Genomic DNA, 22,940 nt, shown 5'->3' with positions numbered 1-22,940 from the left:
CATCAAGCCGTGACCGCCGGGCTCGCGACCTCCACCACCCCCAACCCATCCCTCATCCGCTGGGCATCCTTCACAAAACACCGCGATGCCTGAAACAGAAACAGCATGGTCAAAAACAGCGCGACCGGAATCAGATACATAGCGTCGTGCAGGCCCACGGCTTTAAAGGCTTCGTTCATTTGTTCAGCACCCGCCGCGTACATCGCCGTATGGGCAAAGTGATCAGACAGACCACCCACCACCACCGGCCCCATGCCACCACCCAACAAATACAACCCGGCAAAAAACAGCGCCATGGCCGTGGCCCGCAGACGCGGTTCCACCACGTCCTGGATCGCGGTGTAGACGCATGTGTAGAAGTTATAGGCAAACAGCCAGCCAACGCTGAACACCGCAACAAACACGCCAATCTCGATACGCCCCGCGTGCAGAGCCCAGGCCGTACACACCGTCGAAATAATCAGGCTGAAGGCGGCGAACAACAGCCGCCCATTGGGGATACGTTGGTGAATCTTGTCGGCCACCCAACCACCCAGTGTCAGACCAAACAACCCGGTCACACCGACAATCACCCCAGTGGCGACAGCCGCTTCCTGCAATGGCATCAGAAAGTAGCGCTGCAGCATCGGCACCAGGAACGAGTTGCACGCGTAGGTAGCAAAGTTGAAACACAGCCCGGCCATTACCAGCCAGAGAAAGGTCGGTATCGCCAGCACCCGACGGATCGGCCGATCGACCTTTTCCTGGGAGACTTGCACGGCTTCCGCGGCGCCTCGCTTGGGTTCCTTGATGTAGAACATGAACACCGCGAGGATCAGCCCCGGCACGGCGGCAATAAAGAACGGCGCGCGCCAGCTGTCGAAAGCCTTGACCATCGCGCCGATGGTAAAGAACGCCAGCAACAGGCCCAACGGCAGGCCCAGCATGAAAATGCCCATGGCCCTCGCCCGGCGGTGCGGCGGAAACAAGTCGCCAATCAGCGAGTTGGCAGCCGGAGCGTAGCTGGCTTCACCAATGCCGATACCCATGCGCACCAGCAGGAAGGTCCAGAAACTGCCAACCATGCCATTGACCGCCGTTAGCCCGCTCCAGGCCGCCAGGCCCCAGCCCATCAGCTTGCTGCGCGAACCAGTGTCGGCCATGCGTCCCAGCGGCAGGCCAGCAATGGCGTAGACGATGGTGAACGCGGTACCGATGATGCCGAGTTGGAAGTCACTGAGGTGCCATTCCATGCGAATCGGTTCGATGATAATCGCCGGGATGGTGCGATCGAAGAAATTGAACAGGTTCGCCAGGAACAGCAGGAACAGAATGCGCCAGGCATTCGCCGCTTGGGTCGAGTTCTGCATGGGTCCGTCTCTTTATTGTTATATGAGCCGCAATGCCAGACGCATCCTGAGCCCGGAACCTGCAATCTAGTCAGCCTCGCCGGGATTGTCTGTAATGATTCGTAAGTCTGATATCACTCCATGGGGCTGCCGCCCCGAGCGCCTCACGTCATCCCGTTCATTTGGTTCTAGTTGCTTATAAACTCATCGCAAAAAGATCAGTATCATTTTGCCATTACGCCTTGCAACCCTCCCACTCTCTCTATACTCAAGCTCATTGTCAGGCAACGACTCTGTGACGGGATATGCTATGGAATGGCTTGGTTTGCATTTTTTTACCGACCTTCCAGAGAACGGGCATTTATTACTCAATTGCAGTCATAACCCCTTTCTGGTGCTACTGGCTTATCTGGTCGCCTGCGCGGCGAGCTTCGGTACCCTGGAGATGGCCGAACGCGTCGGCCACGTCGACAATCCCCTGTCCCAGCGACGCTGGCGTTGGGTCGGTGCCAGCTGCCTGGCGGGGGGGATCTGGTCGACCCACTTCATCAGCATGCTGGCCTTCCAGGCACCAATCATCATTCATTACGAGTTGATGATCACCTTTGCCTCGTTGCTGATCGCAATGATCGCCTCGTTGTTCGCCATGCAAACCCTCAGTCATGCGCAACTGCATTTTCGCCAGTACCTGCGGGCGTCCGTGTGGATGGGGCTGGGCATTGCCTTGATGCATTACGTCGGCATATCGGCGATGCGCTCTGACGCACAGGTGTACTTTCAGTCTGGACTGTTTGTGTTATCAGTGATGATCGCCATCAGCGCCAGCCTCGCAGCATTGTTGTTGTCCCATCACCTGCGTAACGGCAGCGGGAGGTTTCACCAACTGCTTAAGTATGGCGCCAGCCTGGTGCTCGGGGCGGGCATTATCAGCATGCATTTCACGGCCATGGCCGCCATGCAGTTGCTGGTGCCCACAGGCGTTGTTCCGTCGCTGCCCATCGACAATAACCCGATGCAGTTGGGCCTGTCGGTCGCCGTCATCACACTGCTGGTGGTGGGCAGCAGCATCAGCGCCGCCCTGGCGGACAAGAAACTGGAACAGAAGGAACGCGATCTGCGCCGAGTCAATGCATTGCTCAGCGAACTGGACCAGGCACGGGTGTCCCTGCAGAAAGTAGCCCATTACGACGCTTTGACCAGCCTGCTCAACCGCCGTGGATTCAACCAGATTTTCGCAGAGAAACTGGCGGAAAAAACCATGGACGAAGGCATGCTGGCGGTGATTTTCCTGGATATCGATCACTTCAAGCGCATCAACGACAGCCTCGGCCATGACGCCGGCGATCAATTGCTTACCGTGCTGGCCAGCCATATCAAAAGCTCGGTGCGCAGCCACAACGATGTGGTCGCCCGTTTCGGCGGTGACGAATTCTGCATCCTCATCAGCATTCACCATCGCGACGAAGCACGGCATATGGCCCAGCGCATCATGCAGAAAATGAAAGAGCCCATCGAGTTGGCCGGGCGGCGCATGGTCATGACCACCAGTATTGGCATCAGCATCTTCCCCGACGACGGCGCAACCAGCGAGGAGTTGCTGAAAACCGCCGACCTGGCGCTTTACCAGTCCAAGGACGCAGGCCGTAACAGCCTGAACTTTTTCAGTTCCAACCTGAAAACCCGGGCCTTTCTTGAACTGCAACTGGAAGAAGAGTTGCGCAACGCCCTGCGTAACGGCAACGAACTGGCGCTGTATTACCAGCCCATTCTTGACCTGCAAAAAGGCCAGGTCACTCGGCTCGAAGCCCTAGTGCGCTGGCAACATCCGCAACATGGCCTGCTGACTCCCGAGCGGTTTATCAGCATTGCCGAAAACAACGGGCTGATTGCCGAACTGGACAACTGGGTGTTGCGCCAGGCCTGTGCCGACTTGAGCTTGCTGTCTGAAAAGGGCTACCCCTACTTGACGATGGCGGTGAACTGCTCAGCACTAAACCTGGCCCGTGACGAACTGGCGGATGAAATCGAAAATGCCCTGCGCAGCAGCGGCATTGCCGCCAATCGCCTTGAACTGGAAGTGACCGAGAACGCGCTGATGGGCAAAATCAGCAGCACCCTGGTGCTCCTGCGGCAAATCCGCGCGCTGGGGGTCTCGCTGTCCATCGACGACTTCGGCACCGGCTATTCATCCCTCGCCTACCTGAAACGCTTGCCCCTCAACACCTTGAAAATCGATCGTTCGTTTATTCAGGACATCCCCAAATCCAATGCTGACGTGGAAATCGTCCAGGCAATCATAGGCATGGCCCACACTCTGCATCTGCAAGTGATCACCGAAGGGGTCGAAACCCTGCAACAGCTGGAAGTATTGACCCAGCACGGCTGCGATTTCGTTCAGGGCTACCTGCTCAGCGCGGCAGTGCCGGCCAGTGAAATAGCCTCAGTGATCGCCGGTCTTGATCAGCGCAACCTGCTCAACTCACTGAGTCTGGTGGGCGGAAAAGAAGCCTCGGTGCCGAAGGCTTCTGCTCCGGAATGTGCAGGGCCGCCCTCGGTTGTGAGGCCCATCCGCTGATATCCGCCATTTGGCAAATCGCCATCATTTGATTAAAGAAGTCCGACCAACGGCCGATCCATGAGAGTCCGGCGCGAGTTCCCCTAGAGATTCTAAGGTTAAACCCTATCGCTCCGGCCCGTGACGCGCGGTAAAGTCGCGAACTCTCACTCAGTGATGGCTCTTTGATATCTGCCAGCCATCCGTCCAGGCATAATGGCGCACAATGACTTCTAAAAATAATCCTGCCACCGCGGTATCCGACGTGTCGCTGACAGCTCCTGCGGAAAAATCCTCAGGCCCAAAGTCATTGAGCAGTTCACGTGCGCTGGCCACTCAGCAATACCTGTATTTCACCGAAACCAACACCGACCGCATCCTCGACAACCTCGATGGACTGCGGGACATGGTGTTCCCGCGCCCTCCCCATCTGGAAGGTGACAGTGAGCTGCGCGGTGAGCAGGAGTTTCCTTCAGTCTGCCTGATCGGCCTGGGTCGTTGCGGTTCGAACATTGCACTGGACGTCGCAGAACTGGTGTACAACGCCCGCAAGTTTTACTTGAACGAGTTCAGCACTGAAGACAAGTCAGTGAATAAGGGCTATAGCCCGGTCCAGTGGCTTCGCAACAATTTGCGCCTGGGTTCCGGCAAAGCCAGTAAACCGGTGTTCCTGGTAGAGCCGCTGGTGATGCTCGGCGACCTGGACAAAGACATCGCCGGGCGTATCCGCTTCTCACGCAAGGGCGAGAAAAGCGGCTTTTTGCGCGACTACAGCAAGATGAAAATCATGGACCTTTCGGAAGTTCATGCCGGTGGCGCCGGCAACGCGCCGATCCTCGGCCAGTACCTGGCCAAGATCATCCTCAATAAGGACACCCAGCGTTTTTCCAGCCCCGACTGGAAAATGATCCACTCGTACCTGATCGACTCCTGCGGCATCAAGGCCAACCAGTCGCGCCTGTACTTTTCGATCTTCAGCGCCGGCGGCGGTACCGGTTCGGGCATGGCCTCGGAATTCGGCCTGGCCCAGCAACACTCGTACATGAACAAGACGTTCGACACCAAGCCTGCCGACGAGCATGACAGCAAGAGCGGCCACGCATTCGTCTTCGAACCGATCTTCACCAGCGGCATTTGCGTACTGCCGAACATCTCCGATCACCGCAGCGAGATGTCCGAGGCACTGCACATCAACGCCGGTCGGCTGCTGTGTAAATACCTGTCTGAAGAATGGGACTTTTCCTACAACTTCGACAACGAAGACAGCAGCGAAGCCAGCGTCAAGGGGCGCATCCGGCCGTGGAACGCGATGATGCTGATCTCCAACGACATCATGCGTTACGCCGAAGAAAGCGACGACGGCAACATCCAGAACATTGATGTCAATGCCATGGAAAAACACGCCAACCAGTACATATCACAGCAGATCTTCAACATCCTGACCGCCCAGGCAGTGACCACCGACTACGACCAGAACTACTTCCGGCGGGCCGGTATCGACATCGGCGAAACCATCCGCCTGGATGCCAACGACCTGTTTATGAGCCTGGCCGGCCCCGTGGCCATTGCCTACGCCGAATCAGTGGTACCGGAAACCCCGACGCCTTCGAGCGACAAGTTCAAGGTGTTCGAAAAAGAGCCTCAGCGCCTGAACATCGACGACCTGTTCTTCCGCTCCATCGACCTGCCGCACTTCAACAAAGTCACCCAGGCCATCGAAGGCATCAGCCTGCTGCCCATCGAGTCCAAGCGCTATAAGGCGTCCCTTGAGCAGTACAAGAACTCCGGCTATGACGCGGCGGCCTTGCACGACCTGCACTTCTTCAAGAACTGCTCGTCGGTGGTGTCGATCGTCTCGTTGCCCAAGGACTACAAGCTGTCCTATATGGACCTGAATCGGCTCAAGACCCACCTCAACAGCTTGTTTCCCAACACCACCCTCAAGCGCTATGCGCTGGTGATCGGCGCGTCGGCCAACCTCTCGCTGACCACCCTGATCGCCAAGAGCCCGTGCCTGTCGGACGACTTCCTGACACTGATCGTGGCCTTTATCAAACGCTGCTTTGCGCGTAATCCGTATCGCTTCGACGACACGCTCGACAACTCGATCCTCGACTTCATCATCCACGAGGACTTCGACGAGGACCGCATCGACGAATTGCTCAACGAATTCGAAAACCCGGCGAAGATCCTCGATACCAACTGGTACGCGATCAAGCCGATGTATGAGAAGAAGTACCGCGAGCTGATCAACGACAAGGACAAGTTTGTCTCGATCAACGACATTCGTCTGTCGCGGGACTGCGTGAAGAAGGCCATCAAGTACTTGCGCGAGATTTACCGTCACCGGATTGGCAAGACCAAGGTTATTTCCTTGAATAACCATACGGGGAAGACGGCCTAAACCGCGCAGCCCCCATCGCAGGCAAGCCAGCCCCACATATTTGACCGTGTTGTAATGACGAACGCCGATCAAATGTGGGAGCTGGCTTGCCTGCGATAGCGGTCTTTCAATTTTCAAATATCTACCGACCTTGCCACACCCAGAAACAATTCCCCCGGCATTCCGCCACCGATAGAACTGTTCCCGTGACGCGCACGTCACCCTCGGCTGTGACCTTTCTCTACGGCCAGATGCCATCATCGCGTCTGCGGTTACTCCGCTACACACTTCTTATCGAATAAAGTACGCACTATTTTGGAGCATCAGTTTTTGACGATGCCTTTTCCTGGATCAAAATCCACGGCGAAACCACCACCGCCCATACACCTGGATCACGCTCCACGAGGTCCAATGCCCGCGTCGCAGACACTTCGCCAAGACTCCCCGAGGCCAGCCAGGCAGCGACTTTCTCGTGATTATCTTCGGCCATCCCTTCGGCGGCCTCGATCAAATCCAGGCTGGCGTCGACCCACAATAGGGCACCCTTGGCAAAGAACGGCTCAAGCTCCTTCCAGAAAATTTCGGCGGTTTCGCCGAGCAGCTTGGCATAGAGGGTGCTAGGTTCTTGCGTCATGGGAGTTCACCTGAGGAAAAAATCGGCGCAATCATACCGTCGTGCCTTGGACAGAAAAACCCAGTTGCAAATGAGTCATCGATTGAAAGTGTCAGCAAAGCCAAGGATTGCCCGAAACTCTGGCATTACCACGCCGCTATTCTGTCTTTTTCTTTCATTTAAGCGACATGCCCGGCATTTGCCCCCAGCAGCCAGCTTTTCAAGCGATCAACCGGCGCTCTACACTGTACCGGTACAGTTGCCAGGGTGCTGCTGGGGGGATATCCGAGATATCTGATCCGGTTCTGCAGCTCGCAAGGCCGCTAGAACTATAAAAAATACAACAGTAAGAGTGGAGCACTATGAATAAGGCTACTAAGCAGATTTCCAAACTGTTTGCCGCTATGGTCCTGGCAGGGGTTGCCAGCCATTCGTTCGCAGCTGACACCATCAAGATTGGCATCGCCGGCCCTAAAACCGGCCCGGTAGCCCAGTACGGCGACATGCAGTTCAGCGGCGCAAAAATGGCCATTGAACAAATCAACGCCAAGGGCGGCGTCAACGGCAAGCAGCTTCAAGCCGTTGAATACGATGATGCCTGCGATCCGAAACAAGCCGTGGCCGTGGCCAACAAAGTCGTCAACGACGGCATCAAGTTCGTGGTTGGTCACCTGTGCTCCAGCTCCACTCAACCGGCTTCGGACATCTACGAAGACGAAGGCGTGATCATGATCACCCCTGCCGCCACCAGCCCGGACATCACCTCCCGTGGCTACAAGATGATCTTCCGCACCATCGGCCTGGACAGCGCCCAGGGGCCTGCGGCCGGCAACTACATCGCCGACCACGTGAAGCCGAAAATCGTCGCGGTACTGCACGACAAGCAGCAGTACGGTGAAGGCATTGCCACCGCTGTGAAGAAAACCCTGGAAAGCAAAGGCGTGAAAGTTGCCGTGTTCGAAGGCATCAATGCCGGCGACAAGGACTTCTCCTCGATGATCGCCAAGCTCAAGCAAGCCAACGTCGACTTCGTCTACTACGGCGGCTATCACCCGGAGCTGGGTCTGATCCTGCGCCAATCCCAGGAAAAAGGCCTGAAAGCCAAGTTCATGGGGCCAGAAGGCGTGGGTAACGACTCCATTTCGCAGATCGCCAAGGACGCTTCCGAAGGCCTGCTGGTGACCCTGCCGAAATCCTTCGACCAGGACCCTGCCAACGTCGCCCTGAAGGCTGCGTTCGAAGCCAAGAAGGAAGATCCGAGCGGTCCGTTCGTGTTCCCGTCCTACTCCGCAGTTAAAGTGATCGCCGATGCAATCACCGAAGCCAAGAGCGAAGACTCGGCCAAAGTGGCTGAAACCATCCACGCCGGTACCTTCAAGACCCCGACTGGCGACCTGAGCTTCGACGCCAAGGGCGACCTGAAAGACTTCAAGTTTGTGGTTTACGAGTGGCACTTCGGCAAACCTAAAACCGAAGCTTCCCCTCAGTAAGGTTCTTCATTACTAACTGCCAACAAAGCCCACGGTGCGCCGTGGGCTTTGTTTTACGAATGTAATGGGCCGCGCTTGCGTGATCCGCAAGTCTCCCCACCTGAAAATCTCAAAACCGTCATCAGCGGTTCGCTGGCAAACCTCATGTTCGAAGTGGATGCAGATCCACGGGGCTTGAGCGGGAAAATGACTCCACCAGTGAAATGCGTATCAGGTTTTTAGGAGCGCTGTAATGCCTGACATCTATCACTTCTTCCAGCAGTTGGTTAACGGCCTGACCGTTGGCAGCACGTATGCCCTGATCGCCATCGGCTATACGATGGTTTACGGCATCATTGGAATGATCAACTTCGCCCACGGCGAGGTGTACATGATTGGCTCTTACGTGGCGTTCATCGCCATCGCCGGGCTGACCATGATGGGACTCGACAGTGTCCCGCTCTTGATGACCGTGGGTTTTCTCGCGAGCATCGTCGTCTGCAGTGCCTATGGCTACAGTATCGAACGGATCGCTTATCGCCCCCTGCGTGGCAGTAACCGTCTTATCCCACTGATCTCCGCCATCGGCATGTCGATTTTTCTGCAGAACACCGTTCTACTGGCGCAAGACTCCAAGGACAAATCCATCCCCAACCTGATCCCCGGCAACATTTCCTTCGGGCCAGGTGGCGCACATGAAGTGCTGATTTCCTACATGCAGATCGTGGTGTTCGTGGTGACTCTGCTCGCCATGCTCGGCCTGACCCTGTTCATCTCCCGTTCACGCCTGGGTCGCGCCTGCCGCGCCTGCGCCGAAGACATCAAGATGGCCAACCTGCTGGGTATCAACACCAACAACATCATTGCCCTGACCTTCGTCATCGGTGCCGCACTGGCCGCCGTCGCGGCAGTGCTGCTGAGCATGCAATACGGCGTGATCAACCCCAATGCCGGCTTCCTGGTCGGACTCAAGGCCTTCACCGCTGCCGTTCTCGGTGGCATCGGCAGTATCCCCGGCGCGATGCTCGGCGGGCTGGTGCTGGGTGTGGCCGAAGCGTTCGGTGCCGACGTGTTCGGCGACCAATACAAGGACGTCGTCGCATTCGGCTTGCTGGTACTGGTGCTGCTGTTCCGGCCAACCGGCATCCTCGGCCGTCCGGAGGTTGAAAAGGTATGACACGCAATCTTAAATCGGCGCTGTTCAGCGCCTTGTTGGTGTGGGCCGTGGCCTACCCGGTTCTGGGTTTGAAACTGACCATCGTCGGCATCAACCTGGAAGTTCATAACACCAGCACTGCCACGCTGCTGACCATTGCCGTGTGCTCACTACTGATGTTCGTGCGGGTGCTTTTCCATTCGCAAATCAGTGCAGCCTGGAAATCCTCGCCCAACATGCCGCTGATCCCGGCCAAGGCCAGCAACTTCCTGACCCTGCCAAGCACTCAGCGCTGGATCATCCTCGGCCTGGTGATGGTGGCATTGGTCTGGCCGTTCTTCGGCTCTCGCGGCGCGGTGGATATCGCCACGCTGATCCTGATCTACGTGATGCTCGGCCTTGGCCTGAACATCGTGGTAGGCCTGGCAGGTCTGCTGGACCTGGGTTATGTCGGCTTCTATGCCGTCGGCGCCTACAGCTACGCGTTGATGTCCCACTACTTCGGCTGGGGCTTCTGGATCTGCCTGCCGCTCGCCGGGATGATGGCCGCCACCTTCGGCTTCCTGCTGGGCTTCCCAGTGTTGCGCTTGCGGGGCGACTATCTGGCCATCGTGACCCTGGGCTTTGGTGAGATCATCCGTCTGTTGCTGCGCAACATGACCGACCTCACCGGCGGCCCCAACGGCATCAGCAACATCGACAAGCCGACTTTCTTCGGCCTGACGTTTGAGCGCAAGGCTGCCGAGGGCATGCAGACCTTCCACGAATACTTCGGCCTGGAATACAACTCCATCAACAAGGTGATCTTCCTTTACCTGGTTGCGTTGTTGCTGGCCCTGCTGGCGCTGTTCGTGATCAACCGCCTGCTGCGCATGCCCATCGGGCGCGCCTGGGAAGCGCTGCGTGAAGATGAAATCGCCTGCCGTGCCCTGGGTCTGAATCCTACCGTGATCAAACTCTCGGCCTTCACCCTAGGCGCCGCGTTCGCCGGTTTTGCCGGCAGCTTCTTTGCTGCTCGTCAGGGCCTGGTGACACCGGAGTCGTTCACCTTCATCGAGTCGGCGATCATCCTCGCCATCGTCGTACTGGGTGGCATGGGCTCGCAGTTGGGCGTGATCCTGGCGGCCGTCGTGATGATCCTGCTGCCGGAAATGATGCGTGAGTTCAGTGAATATCGCATGTTGATGTTCGGCGCCATGATGGTGCTGATGATGATCTGGCGTCCTCAAGGCCTGCTGCCCATGCAACGTCCACACATGGAGTTGCGCAAATGAGCCGCGAGATCCTGAAAGTCGAAAACTTGAGCATGCGCTTCGGCGGCTTGCTGGCGGTCAACCGCGTGGCCCTGACCGTAAAGGAAAAACAGGTCGTGGCGTTGATTGGTCCTAACGGTGCCGGCAAGACCACGGTGTTCAACTGCCTGACCGGCTTCTACAAGCCCAGCGGTGGCAGCATCCTGCTGGACGGCCAGCCCATTCAGGGCCTGGCTGGCCACGAGATCGCCCGCAAGGGCGTGGTGCGCACCTTCCAGAACGTGCGCTTGTTCAAGGACATGACGGCGGTCGAGAACCTGTTGATCGCCCAGCATCGTCACCTGAACACCAACTTCCTGGCGGGCCTGTTCCAGACCCCCGCGTTCCGCAAAAGCGAACGCGAGGCCATGGAATACGCCGCGTACTGGCTGGACAAGGTCAACCTCACCGAGTTTGCCAACCGTCCTGCCGGGACTCTTGCCTACGGTCAGCAACGTCGCCTGGAAATCGCCCGCTGCATGATGACCCGCCCGCGGATCCTCATGCTCGACGAACCCGCCGCCGGCCTGAACCCCAAGGAAACCGAAGACCTCAAGGCGTTGATCGGTGTGCTGCGTGAAGAAAACAACGCGACCGTGCTGCTGATCGAACACGATATGAAACTGGTCATGAGCATTTCCGACCACATCGTCGTGATCAACCAGGGCACGCCACTGGCCGACGGAACGCCGGAACAGATCCGCGACAATCCGGAAGTGATCAAAGCCTATTTGGGGGAAGCGTAAATGCTGCAATTCGAAAACGTTTCCACTTTCTACGGCAAGATCCAGGCCCTGCATGACGTCAACGTCGAAGTGCGCCAGGGTGAGATCGTCACCCTGATCGGCGCCAACGGTGCCGGTAAATCTACCCTACTGATGACCTTGTGCGGTTCGCCCCAGGCTCACAGCGGTAGCATCCGCTACATGGGTGAAGAGCTGGTGGGCCAGCATTCCTCGAACATCATGCGCAAGAGTATTGCCGTGGTGCCGGAAGGTCGTCGGGTGTTTGCCCGCCTGACCGTGGAAGAAAACCTGGCCATGGGCGGGTTCTTTACCGACAAGGGAGATTACCAGGAGCAGATGGACAAGGTGTTGCACCTCTTTCCACGGCTCAAGGAACGCTTCAGCCAGCGTGGCGGCACCATGTCCGGCGGCGAGCAGCAAATGCTCGCCATCGGTCGGGCACTGATGAGCAAACCCAAGCTGTTGCTCCTGGACGAGCCGTCCCTGGGGCTGGCGCCGATCATCATCCAGCAGATTTTCGACATCATCGAACAACTGCGCAAGGACGGTGTAACGGTGTTCCTGGTGGAGCAGAACGCCAACCAGGCGCTGAAAATCGCCGACCGCGCCTATGTGCTGGAAAACGGCCGGGTGGTGATGCAGGGCAGCGGTGAACAATTGCTGACCGATCCGAAGGTGCGTGAGGCGTATCTGGGCGGTTAACCAAGCGCGGCATCACAAAAACGGTCTTCGGGCCGTTTTTTTGTTCCTGTCGCTGATCGTTCCCATCATTCTGGATGGCCGGGTTTGAATTATTTTCAAACGAGTTTGTAACGATCCCTTTTCCCCTTTCTCTAGTGGTGTAAGCAAGCACAAACGCTTCCTTACTCAACCCACTGCTGGAGAAACACCATGACCACCACCACTCGCTCGCTGTCCGCCGCCACCCTCGTCCTGGCCCTGGGTTCCGCCCTGAGCCTGAGCGCCCTGACCACCACCGCCCACGCAGCCGATGACATGGAAAAATGCTTCGGCGTCGCCTTGAAAGGCAAGAACGACTGCGCCGCGGGCGCGGGTACCACCTGTGCCGGCACCTCGAAAACCGACTTCCAGGCCAATGCCTGGAGTCTGGTTCCCAAAGGCACCTGCACCACCCTGAAAAGCCAAACCTCGCCGACCGGCTTCGGCCAGATGGAAGCCTTCAAAGCCAAGTCCTGAGACCACACAAGCCTGAGTACTGACGATGACTCTTTCATCCCTGTGCAGCGTCTCCGCTCAGGCGCCCGGCCTTCCTCGCCGGGCTGGCCTGGGGCTCAAGAGCGAGCACTTCACGCAAGTGCTCAAGACCTTGCCCGACATCGGTTTTTTTGAAGTCCACGCCGAAAACTACATGGTGGCCGGCGGGCCTTTTCATCACTACCTGGGGTTGATCCGCGAACAGTATCCGCTGTCACTGCACGGCGTTGGCCTGTCCATCGGCGGCGAAGGCCCGCTGAACCGCGAGCACCTCGCACGCCTGGCCACACTGATCGAACGCTATCAACCCCAATCCTTTTCCGAACACCTGGCCTGGTCCAGCCATGGCCCGGTGTTTCTCAACGACTTGTTGCCGTTGGCCTATGACAACGCCGCACTCGACCGAGTGTGTGAACACATCGACCAGGTACAAACCACCCTCAAGCGGCAAATGCTGCTGGAGAACCCGTCGACGTACCTGCAGTTTCGGCGCTCCACGCTGGACGAAACGGACTTCATCAGCGAAGTCGTTCGTCGCACCGGCTGCAGCCTGTTGCTGGACGTCAACAATGTGTACGTCTCATGCATCAACCACCAGCGCGATCCCCTTGCCTACATCAATGCCTTGCCGCTGCAGGCCGTAGGTGAGATTCATCTGGCAGGGTTTGCCGAAGACACCGACAGCCTCGGTGATCGCCTGCTTATCGATGATCACGGCGCGCCTATTGATAACGCCGTATGGCGCCTCTATCAGCACGTCCTTGAACGCATCGGGCCAGTTGCCACCCTGATCGAGCGAGACAACCAGGTGCCCGCATTTGCCGTGTTGCACGCCGAAGCGCACCAGGCCGACCAGTACCTGCAGGCCGTCGAGGTGCGCTCATGAGCTGGCAGGACTCGTTTGCCAAGGCGCTGCTGGCGTCGGACCCGGTATGCCCTGAAGGTATTTTCAGCAGCAACGGCGCCAATCCGGCCAGCCGCTTTGCGGTCTATCGCAACAACGTCCACAGCTCCTTGATCAACGCGCTGGCCGATGGTTATCCGGTTATCCGGCAACTGGTAGGGGATGAGTTTTTTCAGGCCATGGCCGGAATTTATGTCCAGGCATTCCCTCCCACCAGCCCGGTGCTCAACGAGTACGGCAGTGATTTCGCAAGTTTCATCCAGGGCTTTGCACCCGCCGCCAGCCTGCCTTACCTGGCCGATGTGGCGCGGCTGGAGTGCTTGCGGGTTAGGGCCTATCACGCGGCCGACACGCCGGCACTGGATCAGCAAACCGTGATTGCGAATCTGCAGCATCAATCGTCTTTGGGAAATCTGCGCCTGCAATTGCACCCGTCCCTCGCCACATTGAACTCGGCCTACGCCGTAGTGGCGTTATGGGCTGCGCACCAGACGGAGTCATCCCTGTCCACCCTCAACCCCTTGCAGGCACAAAGTGCCCTGGTTCTGCGCAACGGCCTGGAGGTCGAGGTCTTCACCGTAGACATCGGTTCGGTGGCGTTTATCAACAGCCTGAACAACGACTGGCCGCTGGAGATGGCCATGGCTTACGCCCTAGACGCAGCCACCGAATTCGACCTGCATAAATGCCTGGCGCTGCTGATTGGTCACGGAGCCATTACTCATTTGCACACCGAAAAGAAGGTACAACCATGAACACCCATACACCGAGTCTGATCGCACGGGTCATCCAGTGCTTCGAGAAAATCCCCTACAGCTTGATCGCCTTTGTCGCACGTTTTTCCATTGCCGCAGTGTTCTGGAAATCCGGCCAGACCAAAGTCGAAGGTTTTGCCGTGGACGTGGTCGACGGAACGTTGCAACTGGGCGTGCCTCACCTGGCGAATTCCACCCTGCCGCTGTTTCGCAGTGAATATCAGGTGCCCCTGCTGTCGCCGGAGATGGCCGCATATATGGCGACCTTCGCCGAGCACTTTTTCCCGATCATGATCCTGGTGGGGTTCGCCACACGCTTTTCGGCATTGGCACTGTTAGGCATGACCCTGACCATTCAGTTGTTCGTCTACCCGGATGCCTACCCGACCCACGGCACCTGGATTGCCCTGCTGCTGGTATTGATGGCCAAGGGACCTGGGCGCTTGTCCATTGATCAGTTGATTGCCCGGCGCTACCGCTAAAGTTGATCCAGGGCCTCACCACTGCGTTTGAACCAACCCACCAGGTAGTCCGCGAGCACCTGGGTACGTCTCGGCAAGCCACCCTGGTAGGGATGGACCAGATACATCGGCATGCTGCGAGTCTGATAGTCGCGCAGGAGCCAGCGCAGTCGGCCGTCAGCCAATTCCGCCTGCAATACATATGACGGCAGACGCGCGATGCCGGCGCCCACCAGTGCCGCTTTTTTCAGCAGGTTGTAATGGTTGGAGGCGAAGGTCCCGGACACCCGGACACGCAACAGTTCATGTTGCTGGTGATACAACCATTCTTCGCGGCCACTGTAGTGGCTGTTGAGCAGACAGCTATGCCCGACCAGGTCCGCTGGAGTCGCCGGTTCGCCATGCTGTTCCAGATAGGCCGGGCTGGCGCAGGTCATCTCGTGCCAGGCCAGCAGTGGCTTGGCCACCAGCCGCTCATCGTTGGCAACTTCTGAACGCACTGCCAGATCAAAGCCATCCCGCGCCAGGTCGCGATAACTGTTGTTGAGCTCCAACTCAATCTGCACCTGCGGGTACTGCCGGGAGAACTCCAGCAACAGGCCGTCGAAGAAGGTTTCGCCCAAAGAGACCGGAACCGTCATACGCACGGGACCAGCCAAATCGTCCTTAAGTCGGGCCAACGCCTGACGCGCCCGCTCGACTTGGACCACCAGAGCCTGGGCTTGAGGCAACAACGCCGCACCCGCAGCCGTCAGGCTAAGCCTACGGGTGGTGCGATGCAGCAACACCACACAAAACTGCGCCTCCAATTGGCTGATGCGCTTGGACAGTTGGCCTTTGCTGCAGCCCAATTGCTGGGCCGCCAAGGTAAAGCTGCCGGCTTCGATCAACACCGCAAACGCCGCAAGGTCATCCATTTCGCTCATGGGATTGTTTCCAATTGAAAACCAAAGGTTGCCCATTAGTGCGCTTATCAGCAGAAAAAACCACTCTAGACTGAAGCTTCACCTGAACAACTGGAGGAACGACACGATGAAAATCCTATTGATTGGCGCCAGCGGCACTATCGGCTCGGCGGTCAAGGCAGAACTGTCCCAGCGCCACGACGTGATCACCATCGGTCGCAAAAGCGGCGATTTCCAGGTCGATATCAGCGACAGCGCCTCAATCCGTACGTTGTTCCAGCAGACCGGCACGTTCGATGCCCTGGTCTGCGCTGCCGGCAACGTCAACTTCGTGCCCTTGGCGGACATGAGCGAAACCGACTTCGACCTGGGTTTGCAAGACAAGCTGATGGGCCAGGTCAACCTGCTGCTGATCGGCCGCGAATTCGCCAACGACGGCGCATCGTTCACCTTCACCAGCGGCATCCTCAACCGCGACCCGATTCGCATGGGCGCCTCGGCAGCCCTGGTCAATGGCGCCCTTGATGCATTCGTAAAGGCCGCAGCCATTGAGTTGCCGCGTGGCCTGCGCATCAACTCGGTGAGCCCAAACGTGCTGCTGGAAGCCATGGGCAGCTATGCCCCGTACTTTCGTGGTTTCAAGCCAGTGCCGGCGGCGGATGTGGCATTGGCTTACGCGAAAAGTGTGGAAGGCATGCAAACGGGGCAGACATACATCATTGGTTGAACTCAACGTGTGTCCCAGACTTGTGATGCACCCTCAGCCTGCGTAACGTGGCGGCACTTATCAGGAGACCCGATAATGCGTGCCGCCCGTACCCTCATTCTTTTTGCCCTGCTACCGCTGTTCACCGCCTGCCAGATGTTCGACAGCGAGCCGGCCAAGCCCTCCCTCACGGGCCTGACCCGCATGCAGGGTGAGCTAACGGCCATCGGTGACAAGCTGCTGTTCCAGCCCTGCCACGACCAACGTAACTACGTGGTCAATGACACTGGCGGCACCAGCATCCTCCAGGAAGCGGCCTCCCTCGCCGGCCAGCAAGGCGCGCTGTTCGCCGACCTGCGGGGCAAGTTCTCGGGCGTCGCCACCGGCACCCAAGGCCAGGTCGACCTGCAACAACTCTATCGCGTCGAGCGTTCGACCTCCGCCTGTGACGACCCGGACTTCAAGCGCATGATCCTGCGCGCCAATGGCCACAAGCCAGCCTGGTCGCTGAGCGTCACCGCCAAGGGCATGGTGCTGATACGTGAAGGCCAGCAGCCGTTGCCGGTACCCTATGTGGAAGAGCAGTTGGGTGATGGCCGTTTCAACCTTATGACCGAAGCCAACAACCAGCACATCGAACTGTGGGTCGCCCCACAACGTTGTGTCGACAGCGTCAGCGGCAGCCTACAACACATGAGCGCCGAGTTGCGGGTAAACGGCCAGGTACAGCGTGGCTGCGCGGCGTTTGGCGGCTCACGGGACGATTGATTCGGCCCTGCGCTGTTTTAACATGACGGGAAATCGCCATTGGGGCTTATAATCGCCGGTTTGCAAAACTGCCGGCCTCATCAAACGCCGCACACCGGATCCTGTCATGTTACGAATCACCGAACTCAAGCTCTCCATCGACCATCCCGAAGAAGACCTGCGGCCCGCCATCGTGCAGCGCCTGGGCATCGCCAGTGATGACCTGCTCGATTTCACCCTGTTCAAACGCAGCTACGACGCCCGCAAAAAAACGTCAGAGCTGTGCTTCATCTACACCGTCGATCTGGACGTCAAGGGCGAAGCTGCCCTGCTGATCAAATTCGCCGATGACCGCAACATCAATCCGGCACCCGACGTCAGCTACAAAGTCGTGGGCCAGGCACCGCAAGGTCTGACCGAGCGGCCAATCGTCGTCGGCTTCGGCCCCTGCGGGATTTTTGCCGGACTGTTGCTGGCGCAGATGGGCTTCAAGCCGATCATCCTCGAACGTGGCCGTGAAGTGCGCCAGCGCACCAAGGACACCTGGGGCCTGTGGCGAAAAGGCGTGCTCAACCCCGAATCCAACGTGCAATTCGGTGAAGGCGGCGCCGGGACCTTTTCCGACGGCAAGCTCTACAGCCAGATCAAGGACCCGAAATTCCACGGTCGCAAAGTCCTGCACGAGTTCGTCAAGGCCGGTGCTTCGGAAGAAATCCTCTACGTCAGCAAACCGCACATCGGTACGTTCCGGCTCACTGGCGTAGTGGAAAACATGCGCCATCAGATCATCGCCATGGGCGGTGAAGTGCGCTTTGAACAGCGCGTGACCGACGTGTTGATCGAAGACGGTCAGTTGAACGGCGTCGTCATCGATGGCGGCGAGCAGATTCTTTCGAAACACGTGATCCTCGCCCTGGGCCATAGCGCCCGCGACACCTTCCGCATGCTCCACGGTCGTGGCGTGCACATGGAAGCCAAGCCGTTCTCGGTGGGCTTCCGTATCGAGCACCCGCAGTCGCTGATCGACGCCGCACGCCTGGGCAAGTATGCCGGGCACCCGAAACTGGGCGCTGCCGACTACAAGTTGGTACACCACGCCAAGAACGGTCGTTCGGTCTACAGCTTCTGCATGTGCCCTGGCGGCACGGTAGTAGCCGCGACCTCCGAGCCAAACCGTGTCGTGACCAACGGCATGAGCCAGTATTCGCGTAACGAACGCAATGCCAACTCCGGGATCGTGGTGGGTATCACCCCGGAAGTGGATTATCCGGGCGGCCCCCTGGCGGGCATCGAGTTGCAGGAGCGCCTGGAGTCCCACGCATTCATCCTTGGCGGCAGCAATTACGACGCCCCGGCGCAACTGGTGGGTGACTTCATCGCTGGCAAACCGTCCACGGTTATCGGCAGTGTCGAACCGTCCTACAAGCCAGGCGTGGCCCTAGGTGACTTGGCCCTGGCCTTGCCGGACTTCGCCATCGAGGCCATCCGCGAAGCCTTGCCCGCATTCGAGAAGCAGATCAAAGGCTACTCGTTGAACGACGCGGTCCTGACCGGGATCGAGACCCGCACTTCATCGCCGCTGCGGATTACTCGCGACGAATCGATGCAGAGTGTGAACGTGAAAGGCCTGTTTCCGGCCGGCGAAGGCGCCGGTTATGCCGGTGGAATTTTGTCGGCGGGTGTCGATGGGATTCGGATTGCCGAGGCACTGGCCCGGGATATATTGGCCAGCCAGGGCTGAAGCTGCAAGCTGCAAGCTGCAAGCTGCAAGTTAGAAGCAGGTGCTGACCTGCTTTTTCTTGTAGCTTGAAGCCTGCTGCTGCCCCTCAAATATTGGCGCGCAACACGCTGTCCGGCAGCGCCTCTCCTCGCTCAACACTGGCCGCAACGGTTGCCATCAAGCCCTCCAGTTCATACCCCTGCCCCGCCAGCCAAGCCTGGTCGTAATAGGTGGTGCCATAACGCTCCCCGCCATCACACAAGATGGCCACGATCGACCCCGACTCCCCCGCCGCCTTCATCTGCTGCGCAGCAATCAACGCCCCAATCAAGTTGGTGCCGCTGGAACCACCTACCCGCCGCCCCAAACGCTGCGCCAGGTAATGCATAGCTGCCAAGGACAAGGCGTCCGGCACCTTGACCATCGCGTCGATCACTTTTGGCAGGAACGACGCTTCCACCCGAGGCCGACCAATACCTTCGATCCGCGAACCGCAGTCCAAGCGCAAGCTCGCATCCCCGGTCAGGTAATAGTCAAAGAACACCGAACGCTCGGCATCGGCGCACAACACACGGGTGCAATGCTGGCGATAACGCACATAACGCCCCAGCGTCGCCGTGGTGCCTCCGGTGCCAGGGCTGGAAATCAGCCAGCTCGGCTCTGGATGGCGCTCGAAACGCAGCTGCTGGAAGATCGACTCGGCAATGTTGTTGTTCGCTCGCCAGTCGGTGGCACGCTCGGCGTAGGTGAACTGGTCCATAAAGTGACCGCCACTTTCCTGGGCCAGACGCTCAGACTCGGCGTAGATTTGCGTGGGGTCCTGCACCAGATGACTCTTGCCGCCATAGAAGGCGATCTGAGCAATTTTTTCCTGGGAGGTGGTGGCCGGCATCACCGCGATAAACGGCAAGCCCAGCAAACGGGCAAAGTACGCTTCGGAAATGGCCGTGGAGCCACTGGACGCCTCGATCACCGGCGCGCCAGCCTTGAGCCAGCCATTACACAGGGCGTAGAGGAACAATGAACGAGCCAGCCGGTGTTTCAGGCTGCCGGTGGGGTGGCTGGACTCATCCTTGAAGTACAACTCGATACCCGGCAAGCCCGGCAGCGGCAGGGGAATCAGGTGAGTGTCGGCACTGCGCTGGAAGTCCGCCTCAATGATGCGGATGGCTTCGCGGGCCCACGGTCGGTTGTCGCTCATGATCGGTTTCTCTAAGGGTTTCAGCTTCGATCTTAGGATGTTTCCTACATTTCACACAGATACAGTCCAGACTCAATTGGACACATAACTGCTAGGTTTTGGCGCAATGTCGACCAAGCTCTCGGCTTATAACAAAATAGAATATAACTTTTGTTTTAACAACTAACGGTACGAGTTAGGGTACCCCCTACTGAACCTTGATTGGAGAGCATCCCTTGCCTCTGCGTAGTACTTTCACCCGTTTCTTCCAGCTGGAAGCCGCCAGCGGTCTGCTCCTGATCGCTGCCGCTGCTTTGGCGCTGATCATTAACAACTCACCGCTGTCGCACTTTTACGCGAGCTTTCTCGATGTCCCGGTGGTCGCACAAATCGGCGCGCTGAACATCGCCAAGCCGGCACTGTTGTGGATCAACGATGGCCTGATGGCCCTGTTCTTCCTGCTGATCGGCCTTGAGGTCAAACGCGAAGTGCTCGACGGCCAATTGTCCAAGCCCTCGCAAGTGGTACTGCCCGGTGCGGCAGCCATCGGCGGCATGGTCGTACCGGCACTGATCTACTGGGCGCTGAACAAGGACAACCCGGCAGCCCTAGGCGGCTGGGCGATTCCCATGGCCACCGACATTGCCTTCGCCTTGGGCGTATTGGCCCTGCTGGGCAAGCGCGTGCCGGTGTCGCTGAAGTTGTTCCTGATGACCCTGGCCATCATCGACGACCTTGGCGCGATCATCGTTATCGCGATCTTCTACTCCGCCGACCTGTCCGGGGCTTCATTGGCCGGTGCGGCCGCGTGCCTGATCGCCTTGATTGCGATGAACCGGCTCGGTGTCGTCAAGCTGGGGCCTTACATGATTGTAGGGCTGATCCTGTGGGTCTGCGTGCTCAAGAGTGGCGTGCACGCCACCCTGGCCGGTGTGACCTTGGCGTTCTGCATCCCGCTGCGCACCAAAAATGCCGAACCTTCGCCACTGCTGACCCTCGAACACGCACTGCATCCCTGGGTGGCCTACGCGATCCTTCCGCTGTTCGCCTTTGCCAACGCCGGCGTCTCGCTGACCGGCGTCAACCTGGAAAGCTTCACCCACCACGTGCCAATGGGCATCGCTGCAGGCCTGCTGTTGGGCAAAACCGTCGGCGTGCTGGGCTTCACCTGGGTCGCGATAAAAACCGGCCTTGCCGTGCTGCCCAATGGCGCCAATTGGGGCCAGGTGTTGGGCGTGGCGATACTGTGCGGCATCGGCTTCACCATGAGCCTGTTTGTCGGCTCGCTGGCATTTGTGCCGGGCAGCAGTGAATACGCTGGTATGGACCGGATGGGCATCCTGACCGGTTCGATATTAGCGGCGTTGATTGGCTATGCGGTGACGGCAATGGCCAGTCGCAAGCAGGCGGTGATTCAGCCCTAGCACCCTTTGGGGGCCGGCTTGCCGGCTCCCTCTACCCCTCGGCCGATTCCGCGCCGCCTCACAGATCAGTCCTACATCCACCCTCCTCCGCTTGCAATAACGTCGTGCTCCCGGCTCCAACGCCGGACGTCGTTATGAGGCAAGCCTGGAGGGCTCGATGGCAAACAACAAGGATGTACCCCAGGTCTGGCGGTCCTATGGGACCGGTACCGGTGGTTACCGACGCCTCGAACACATGAACGAGCGCGAACTGGCTGATCGTGAGGCCAGCCAACTTTCATACGAAGCCATGCTCGCCCGCCAACAGGCTTACGAGATCAGCCGCAAGGTTGAGCCGCAACCAACGCAACCGCCCGTCGTTGGCTGCGTATTTGCCAAGTCCTGCAACCTGCAGGACGCATTCATCGACTTCCACAACCCTTCCGGTTACATCCCCACCGAGCGCCTCGCGGATTACGGCGACTCTGTATTGCTCGGCGGTCAGGAAGTAGATGAAGCAGGTGTATTACGGCTGAGAAAAATAGCCGGCAAGGCACCGCCAACCGGGCTGGGAACGTTGTCTCTGGGCGGCTCCGCCATTGTCGTTGCTTGCGAGGCCGCGACCCGTGCAGCAGCGGGAGCAGGGACTGTCGCAGCAGGCCTCATGGTCGGAATGGTCGCCCTGCTCTGGCCTTCCAGCCTCGGCGACAGCGCCCTCTACAGCGACGATCAACTGCGCTCAATGCCCAGAGCACGCACACGGGTTCGCCTGCACGTCGAGCAACAAGCCGACGGTACGCTCAAGGGATATGCCTTCTACACCGGTAAAAATCGCGATTGGGAAATGGTTGATGTCGTGCAATTTGGTCTGCGCGACACACAACAGGTGGCTGACCTGGGTGATGGCGTTGAGCTGATCTGGACGCCTGCCGTCGACCCTTCTGACACCGTGGGCATCCCTGCGTTGGAGGCTGCGCCGCAGGCTCCTCATATCTGGGTATACCCGCCGACTGAGGCGGCTGACAACATCATCGTCGATCCGATCTACCCGCCGGAGTACAAGGATTTCATCCTGGTGTTTCCGGCGGATTCGGGGGTTAGGCCGCTTTATGTGGTGGTCAGCGTTCGACCGGGGGACCATGACTACTACGAGGCTCCTAAAACACTACCAGCCTTCCCCGATGCATTGAGGGTTAAATCTAAGTCCTTCGTTCAGGGTGGAGGCAAAAAAAGGGCAAGGTGGGTCGATAGAAAAGGGAAAATCTACGAATGGGACTATAAAAGCAGAGCTGTAGAGAAGTTTGACCGGTTTGCGATTCACCTTGGAGAGTTCAACCATATAACCGGCCAACAGACCGGCCCAGCAAAGCCAGGCAGAACAACTACTCGACAATAACGAGAAT

Annotated in this window: 20 protein-coding genes; 16 read left to right on the top strand and 4 right to left on the bottom strand. The window is 58.5% G+C overall.

Annotation, left to right across the window (positions count from 1 at the left end; genetic code table 11):
• Positions 1-2 precede the first annotated feature (2 nt).
• Positions 3-1,349 (bottom strand): spinster family MFS transporter, encoded by a 1,347-nt coding sequence (locus ACZRKZ_RS02185; RefSeq protein WP_463980579.1) that lies wholly within the window; start codon positions 1,347-1,349, stop codon positions 3-5.
• 289 nt (positions 1,350-1,638) lie between these two features.
• Here ACZRKZ_RS02185 and ACZRKZ_RS02180 point away from each other — a divergent pair, with 289 nt between their 5' ends.
• Positions 1,639-3,903 carry a putative bifunctional diguanylate cyclase/phosphodiesterase gene (locus ACZRKZ_RS02180; RefSeq protein ID WP_463980578.1) on the top strand — a complete coding sequence of 755 codons (2,265 nt, stop codon included), beginning with the start codon at positions 1,639-1,641 and terminating at the stop codon, positions 3,901-3,903.
• Between the two features lie 205 nt (positions 3,904-4,108).
• A complete protein-coding gene (locus ACZRKZ_RS02175; protein ID WP_463980577.1) occupies positions 4,109-6,286 on the top strand; it encodes a hypothetical protein in 2,178 nt (725 codons plus the stop codon).
• A 289-nt stretch (positions 6,287-6,575) separates the two neighbouring features.
• Here the strand turns inward: ACZRKZ_RS02175 and ACZRKZ_RS02170 are convergent, their stop codons facing one another.
• A complete protein-coding gene (locus ACZRKZ_RS02170) occupies positions 6,576-6,899 on the bottom strand; it encodes a DUF2288 domain-containing protein (RefSeq protein ID WP_463980576.1) in 324 nt (107 codons plus the stop codon).
• A gap of 341 nt (positions 6,900-7,240) precedes the next feature.
• Here ACZRKZ_RS02170 and ACZRKZ_RS02165 point away from each other — a divergent pair, with 341 nt between their 5' ends.
• The 9 genes from ACZRKZ_RS02165 (at position 7,241) to ACZRKZ_RS02125 (ending at position 14,897) form a co-directional block, all read left to right on the top strand.
• The gene (locus ACZRKZ_RS02165) at positions 7,241-8,368 is read left to right on the top strand and encodes a branched-chain amino acid ABC transporter substrate-binding protein (protein WP_463980575.1); all 1,128 of its coding nucleotides are present in this window, start codon (positions 7,241-7,243) and stop codon (positions 8,366-8,368) included.
• Between the two features lie 232 nt (positions 8,369-8,600).
• A complete protein-coding gene (gene livH, locus ACZRKZ_RS02160) occupies positions 8,601-9,524 on the top strand; it encodes a high-affinity branched-chain amino acid ABC transporter permease LivH (protein WP_133099352.1) in 924 nt (307 codons plus the stop codon).
• On the top strand, positions 9,521-10,777 hold the full coding sequence (locus ACZRKZ_RS02155; protein ID WP_463980574.1) for a high-affinity branched-chain amino acid ABC transporter permease LivM: 1,257 nt from the start codon (positions 9,521-9,523) through the stop codon (positions 10,775-10,777). Before livH ends, ACZRKZ_RS02155 begins: the two co-directional genes overlap by 4 nt.
• A complete protein-coding gene (gene livG, locus ACZRKZ_RS02150; RefSeq protein ID WP_463968264.1) occupies positions 10,774-11,541 on the top strand; it encodes a high-affinity branched-chain amino acid ABC transporter ATP-binding protein LivG in 768 nt (255 codons plus the stop codon). Before ACZRKZ_RS02155 ends, livG begins: the two co-directional genes overlap by 4 nt.
• Positions 11,542-12,243, top strand: coding sequence for an ABC transporter ATP-binding protein (locus tag ACZRKZ_RS02145; RefSeq protein ID WP_133099355.1), 702 nt, complete (start codon positions 11,542-11,544; stop codon positions 12,241-12,243).
• Between the two features lie 189 nt (positions 12,244-12,432).
• Positions 12,433-12,738 (top strand): BufA1 family periplasmic bufferin-type metallophore, encoded by a 306-nt coding sequence (locus tag ACZRKZ_RS02140; protein WP_463968263.1) that lies wholly within the window; start codon positions 12,433-12,435, stop codon positions 12,736-12,738.
• A gap of 25 nt (positions 12,739-12,763) precedes the next feature.
• Complete coding sequence (gene bufB, locus ACZRKZ_RS02135) at positions 12,764-13,642, top strand: MNIO family bufferin maturase (RefSeq protein ID WP_463980573.1); 879 nt, start codon at positions 12,764-12,766, stop codon at positions 13,640-13,642.
• Positions 13,639-14,415: an HvfC/BufC N-terminal domain-containing protein gene (locus tag ACZRKZ_RS02130; RefSeq protein ID WP_463980572.1), complete on the top strand. Its 777-nt coding sequence runs from the start codon at positions 13,639-13,641 to the stop codon at positions 14,413-14,415. Before bufB ends, ACZRKZ_RS02130 begins: the two co-directional genes overlap by 4 nt.
• On the top strand, positions 14,412-14,897 hold the full coding sequence (locus tag ACZRKZ_RS02125) for a DoxX family protein (protein WP_463968260.1): 486 nt from the start codon (positions 14,412-14,414) through the stop codon (positions 14,895-14,897). Before ACZRKZ_RS02130 ends, ACZRKZ_RS02125 begins: the two co-directional genes overlap by 4 nt.
• On the opposite strand, the gene ACZRKZ_RS02120 is transcribed toward ACZRKZ_RS02125, so the two are convergent.
• Positions 14,894-15,802, bottom strand: coding sequence for a LysR family transcriptional regulator (locus ACZRKZ_RS02120; RefSeq protein WP_350613557.1), 909 nt, complete (start codon positions 15,800-15,802; stop codon positions 14,894-14,896). The two genes, ACZRKZ_RS02125 and ACZRKZ_RS02120, sit on opposite strands and share 4 nt — an antisense overlap.
• Positions 15,803-15,908: 106 nt before the next feature.
• On the opposite strand from ACZRKZ_RS02120, the gene ACZRKZ_RS02115 reads away from it, so the two are divergent.
• The 3 genes from ACZRKZ_RS02115 to ACZRKZ_RS02105 all read left to right on the top strand — a co-directional run bounded on the left by ACZRKZ_RS02115 (position 15,909) and on the right by ACZRKZ_RS02105 (position 18,975).
• Positions 15,909-16,508: a short chain dehydrogenase gene (locus tag ACZRKZ_RS02115; protein WP_149413043.1), complete on the top strand. Its 600-nt coding sequence runs from the start codon at positions 15,909-15,911 to the stop codon at positions 16,506-16,508.
• A 75-nt stretch (positions 16,509-16,583) separates the two neighbouring features.
• A complete protein-coding gene (locus tag ACZRKZ_RS02110) occupies positions 16,584-17,255 on the top strand; it encodes a COG3650 family protein (RefSeq protein WP_463968258.1) in 672 nt (223 codons plus the stop codon).
• Positions 17,256-17,361: 106 nt separating this feature from the next.
• Positions 17,362-18,975 (top strand): NAD(P)/FAD-dependent oxidoreductase, encoded by a 1,614-nt coding sequence (locus ACZRKZ_RS02105; protein WP_463980571.1) that lies wholly within the window; start codon positions 17,362-17,364, stop codon positions 18,973-18,975.
• Positions 18,976-19,060: 85 nt separating this feature from the next.
• Here the strand turns inward: ACZRKZ_RS02105 and ACZRKZ_RS02100 are convergent, their stop codons facing one another.
• Positions 19,061-20,155 carry a PLP-dependent cysteine synthase family protein gene (locus ACZRKZ_RS02100; RefSeq protein ID WP_463980570.1) on the bottom strand — a complete coding sequence of 365 codons (1,095 nt, stop codon included), beginning with the start codon at positions 20,153-20,155 and terminating at the stop codon, positions 19,061-19,063.
• Positions 20,156-20,370: 215 nt separating this feature from the next.
• Here ACZRKZ_RS02100 and nhaA point away from each other — a divergent pair, with 215 nt between their 5' ends.
• Both nhaA and ACZRKZ_RS02090 read left to right on the top strand, forming a co-directional pair.
• Positions 20,371-21,558, top strand: a complete 1,188-nt coding sequence (nhaA, locus tag ACZRKZ_RS02095) for a Na+/H+ antiporter NhaA (RefSeq protein ID WP_463968255.1) — start codon at positions 20,371-20,373, stop codon at positions 21,556-21,558.
• A gap of 157 nt (positions 21,559-21,715) precedes the next feature.
• Positions 21,716-22,933 (top strand): S-type pyocin domain-containing protein, encoded by a 1,218-nt coding sequence (locus ACZRKZ_RS02090; RefSeq protein ID WP_463980569.1) that lies wholly within the window; start codon positions 21,716-21,718, stop codon positions 22,931-22,933.
• The last annotated feature ends 7 nt before the right edge of the window (positions 22,934-22,940 follow it).

It is taken from the genome of Pseudomonas sp. c313, assembly GCF_055407145.1.
The sequence above is the reverse complement of the archived record's forward strand: the minus strand, read 5'-3'. Positions and strand labels throughout refer to the sequence as shown.

Excerpts from the sequence above, each read along its gene's own strand:
- ACZRKZ_RS02185 (WP_463980579.1), bottom strand. The coding sequence starts at position 1,349 with ATGCAGAACTCGACCCAAGCGGCGAATGCCTGGCGCATTCTGTTCCTG.
- ACZRKZ_RS02180 (WP_463980578.1), top strand. The coding sequence starts at position 1,639 with ATGGAATGGCTTGGTTTGCATTTTTTTACCGACCTTCCAGAGAACGGG.
- ACZRKZ_RS02175 (WP_463980577.1), top strand. The coding sequence starts at position 4,109 with ATGACTTCTAAAAATAATCCTGCCACCGCGGTATCCGACGTGTCGCTG.
- ACZRKZ_RS02170 (WP_463980576.1), bottom strand. The coding sequence starts at position 6,899 with ATGACGCAAGAACCTAGCACCCTCTATGCCAAGCTGCTCGGCGAAACC.
- ACZRKZ_RS02165 (WP_463980575.1), top strand. The coding sequence starts at position 7,241 with ATGAATAAGGCTACTAAGCAGATTTCCAAACTGTTTGCCGCTATGGTC.
- livH (WP_133099352.1), top strand. The coding sequence starts at position 8,601 with ATGCCTGACATCTATCACTTCTTCCAGCAGTTGGTTAACGGCCTGACC.
- ACZRKZ_RS02155 (WP_463980574.1), top strand. The coding sequence starts at position 9,521 with ATGACACGCAATCTTAAATCGGCGCTGTTCAGCGCCTTGTTGGTGTGG.
- livG (WP_463968264.1), top strand. The coding sequence starts at position 10,774 with ATGAGCCGCGAGATCCTGAAAGTCGAAAACTTGAGCATGCGCTTCGGC.
- ACZRKZ_RS02145 (WP_133099355.1), top strand. The coding sequence starts at position 11,542 with ATGCTGCAATTCGAAAACGTTTCCACTTTCTACGGCAAGATCCAGGCC.
- ACZRKZ_RS02140 (WP_463968263.1), top strand. The coding sequence starts at position 12,433 with ATGACCACCACCACTCGCTCGCTGTCCGCCGCCACCCTCGTCCTGGCC.
- bufB (WP_463980573.1), top strand. The coding sequence starts at position 12,764 with ATGACTCTTTCATCCCTGTGCAGCGTCTCCGCTCAGGCGCCCGGCCTT.
- ACZRKZ_RS02130 (WP_463980572.1), top strand. The coding sequence starts at position 13,639 with ATGAGCTGGCAGGACTCGTTTGCCAAGGCGCTGCTGGCGTCGGACCCG.
- ACZRKZ_RS02125 (WP_463968260.1), top strand. The coding sequence starts at position 14,412 with ATGAACACCCATACACCGAGTCTGATCGCACGGGTCATCCAGTGCTTC.
- ACZRKZ_RS02120 (WP_350613557.1), bottom strand. The coding sequence starts at position 15,802 with ATGAGCGAAATGGATGACCTTGCGGCGTTTGCGGTGTTGATCGAAGCC.
- ACZRKZ_RS02115 (WP_149413043.1), top strand. The coding sequence starts at position 15,909 with ATGAAAATCCTATTGATTGGCGCCAGCGGCACTATCGGCTCGGCGGTC.
- ACZRKZ_RS02110 (WP_463968258.1), top strand. The coding sequence starts at position 16,584 with ATGCGTGCCGCCCGTACCCTCATTCTTTTTGCCCTGCTACCGCTGTTC.
- ACZRKZ_RS02105 (WP_463980571.1), top strand. The coding sequence starts at position 17,362 with ATGTTACGAATCACCGAACTCAAGCTCTCCATCGACCATCCCGAAGAA.
- ACZRKZ_RS02100 (WP_463980570.1), bottom strand. The coding sequence starts at position 20,155 with ATGAGCGACAACCGACCGTGGGCCCGCGAAGCCATCCGCATCATTGAG.
- ACZRKZ_RS02090 (WP_463980569.1), top strand. The coding sequence starts at position 21,716 with ATGGCAAACAACAAGGATGTACCCCAGGTCTGGCGGTCCTATGGGACC.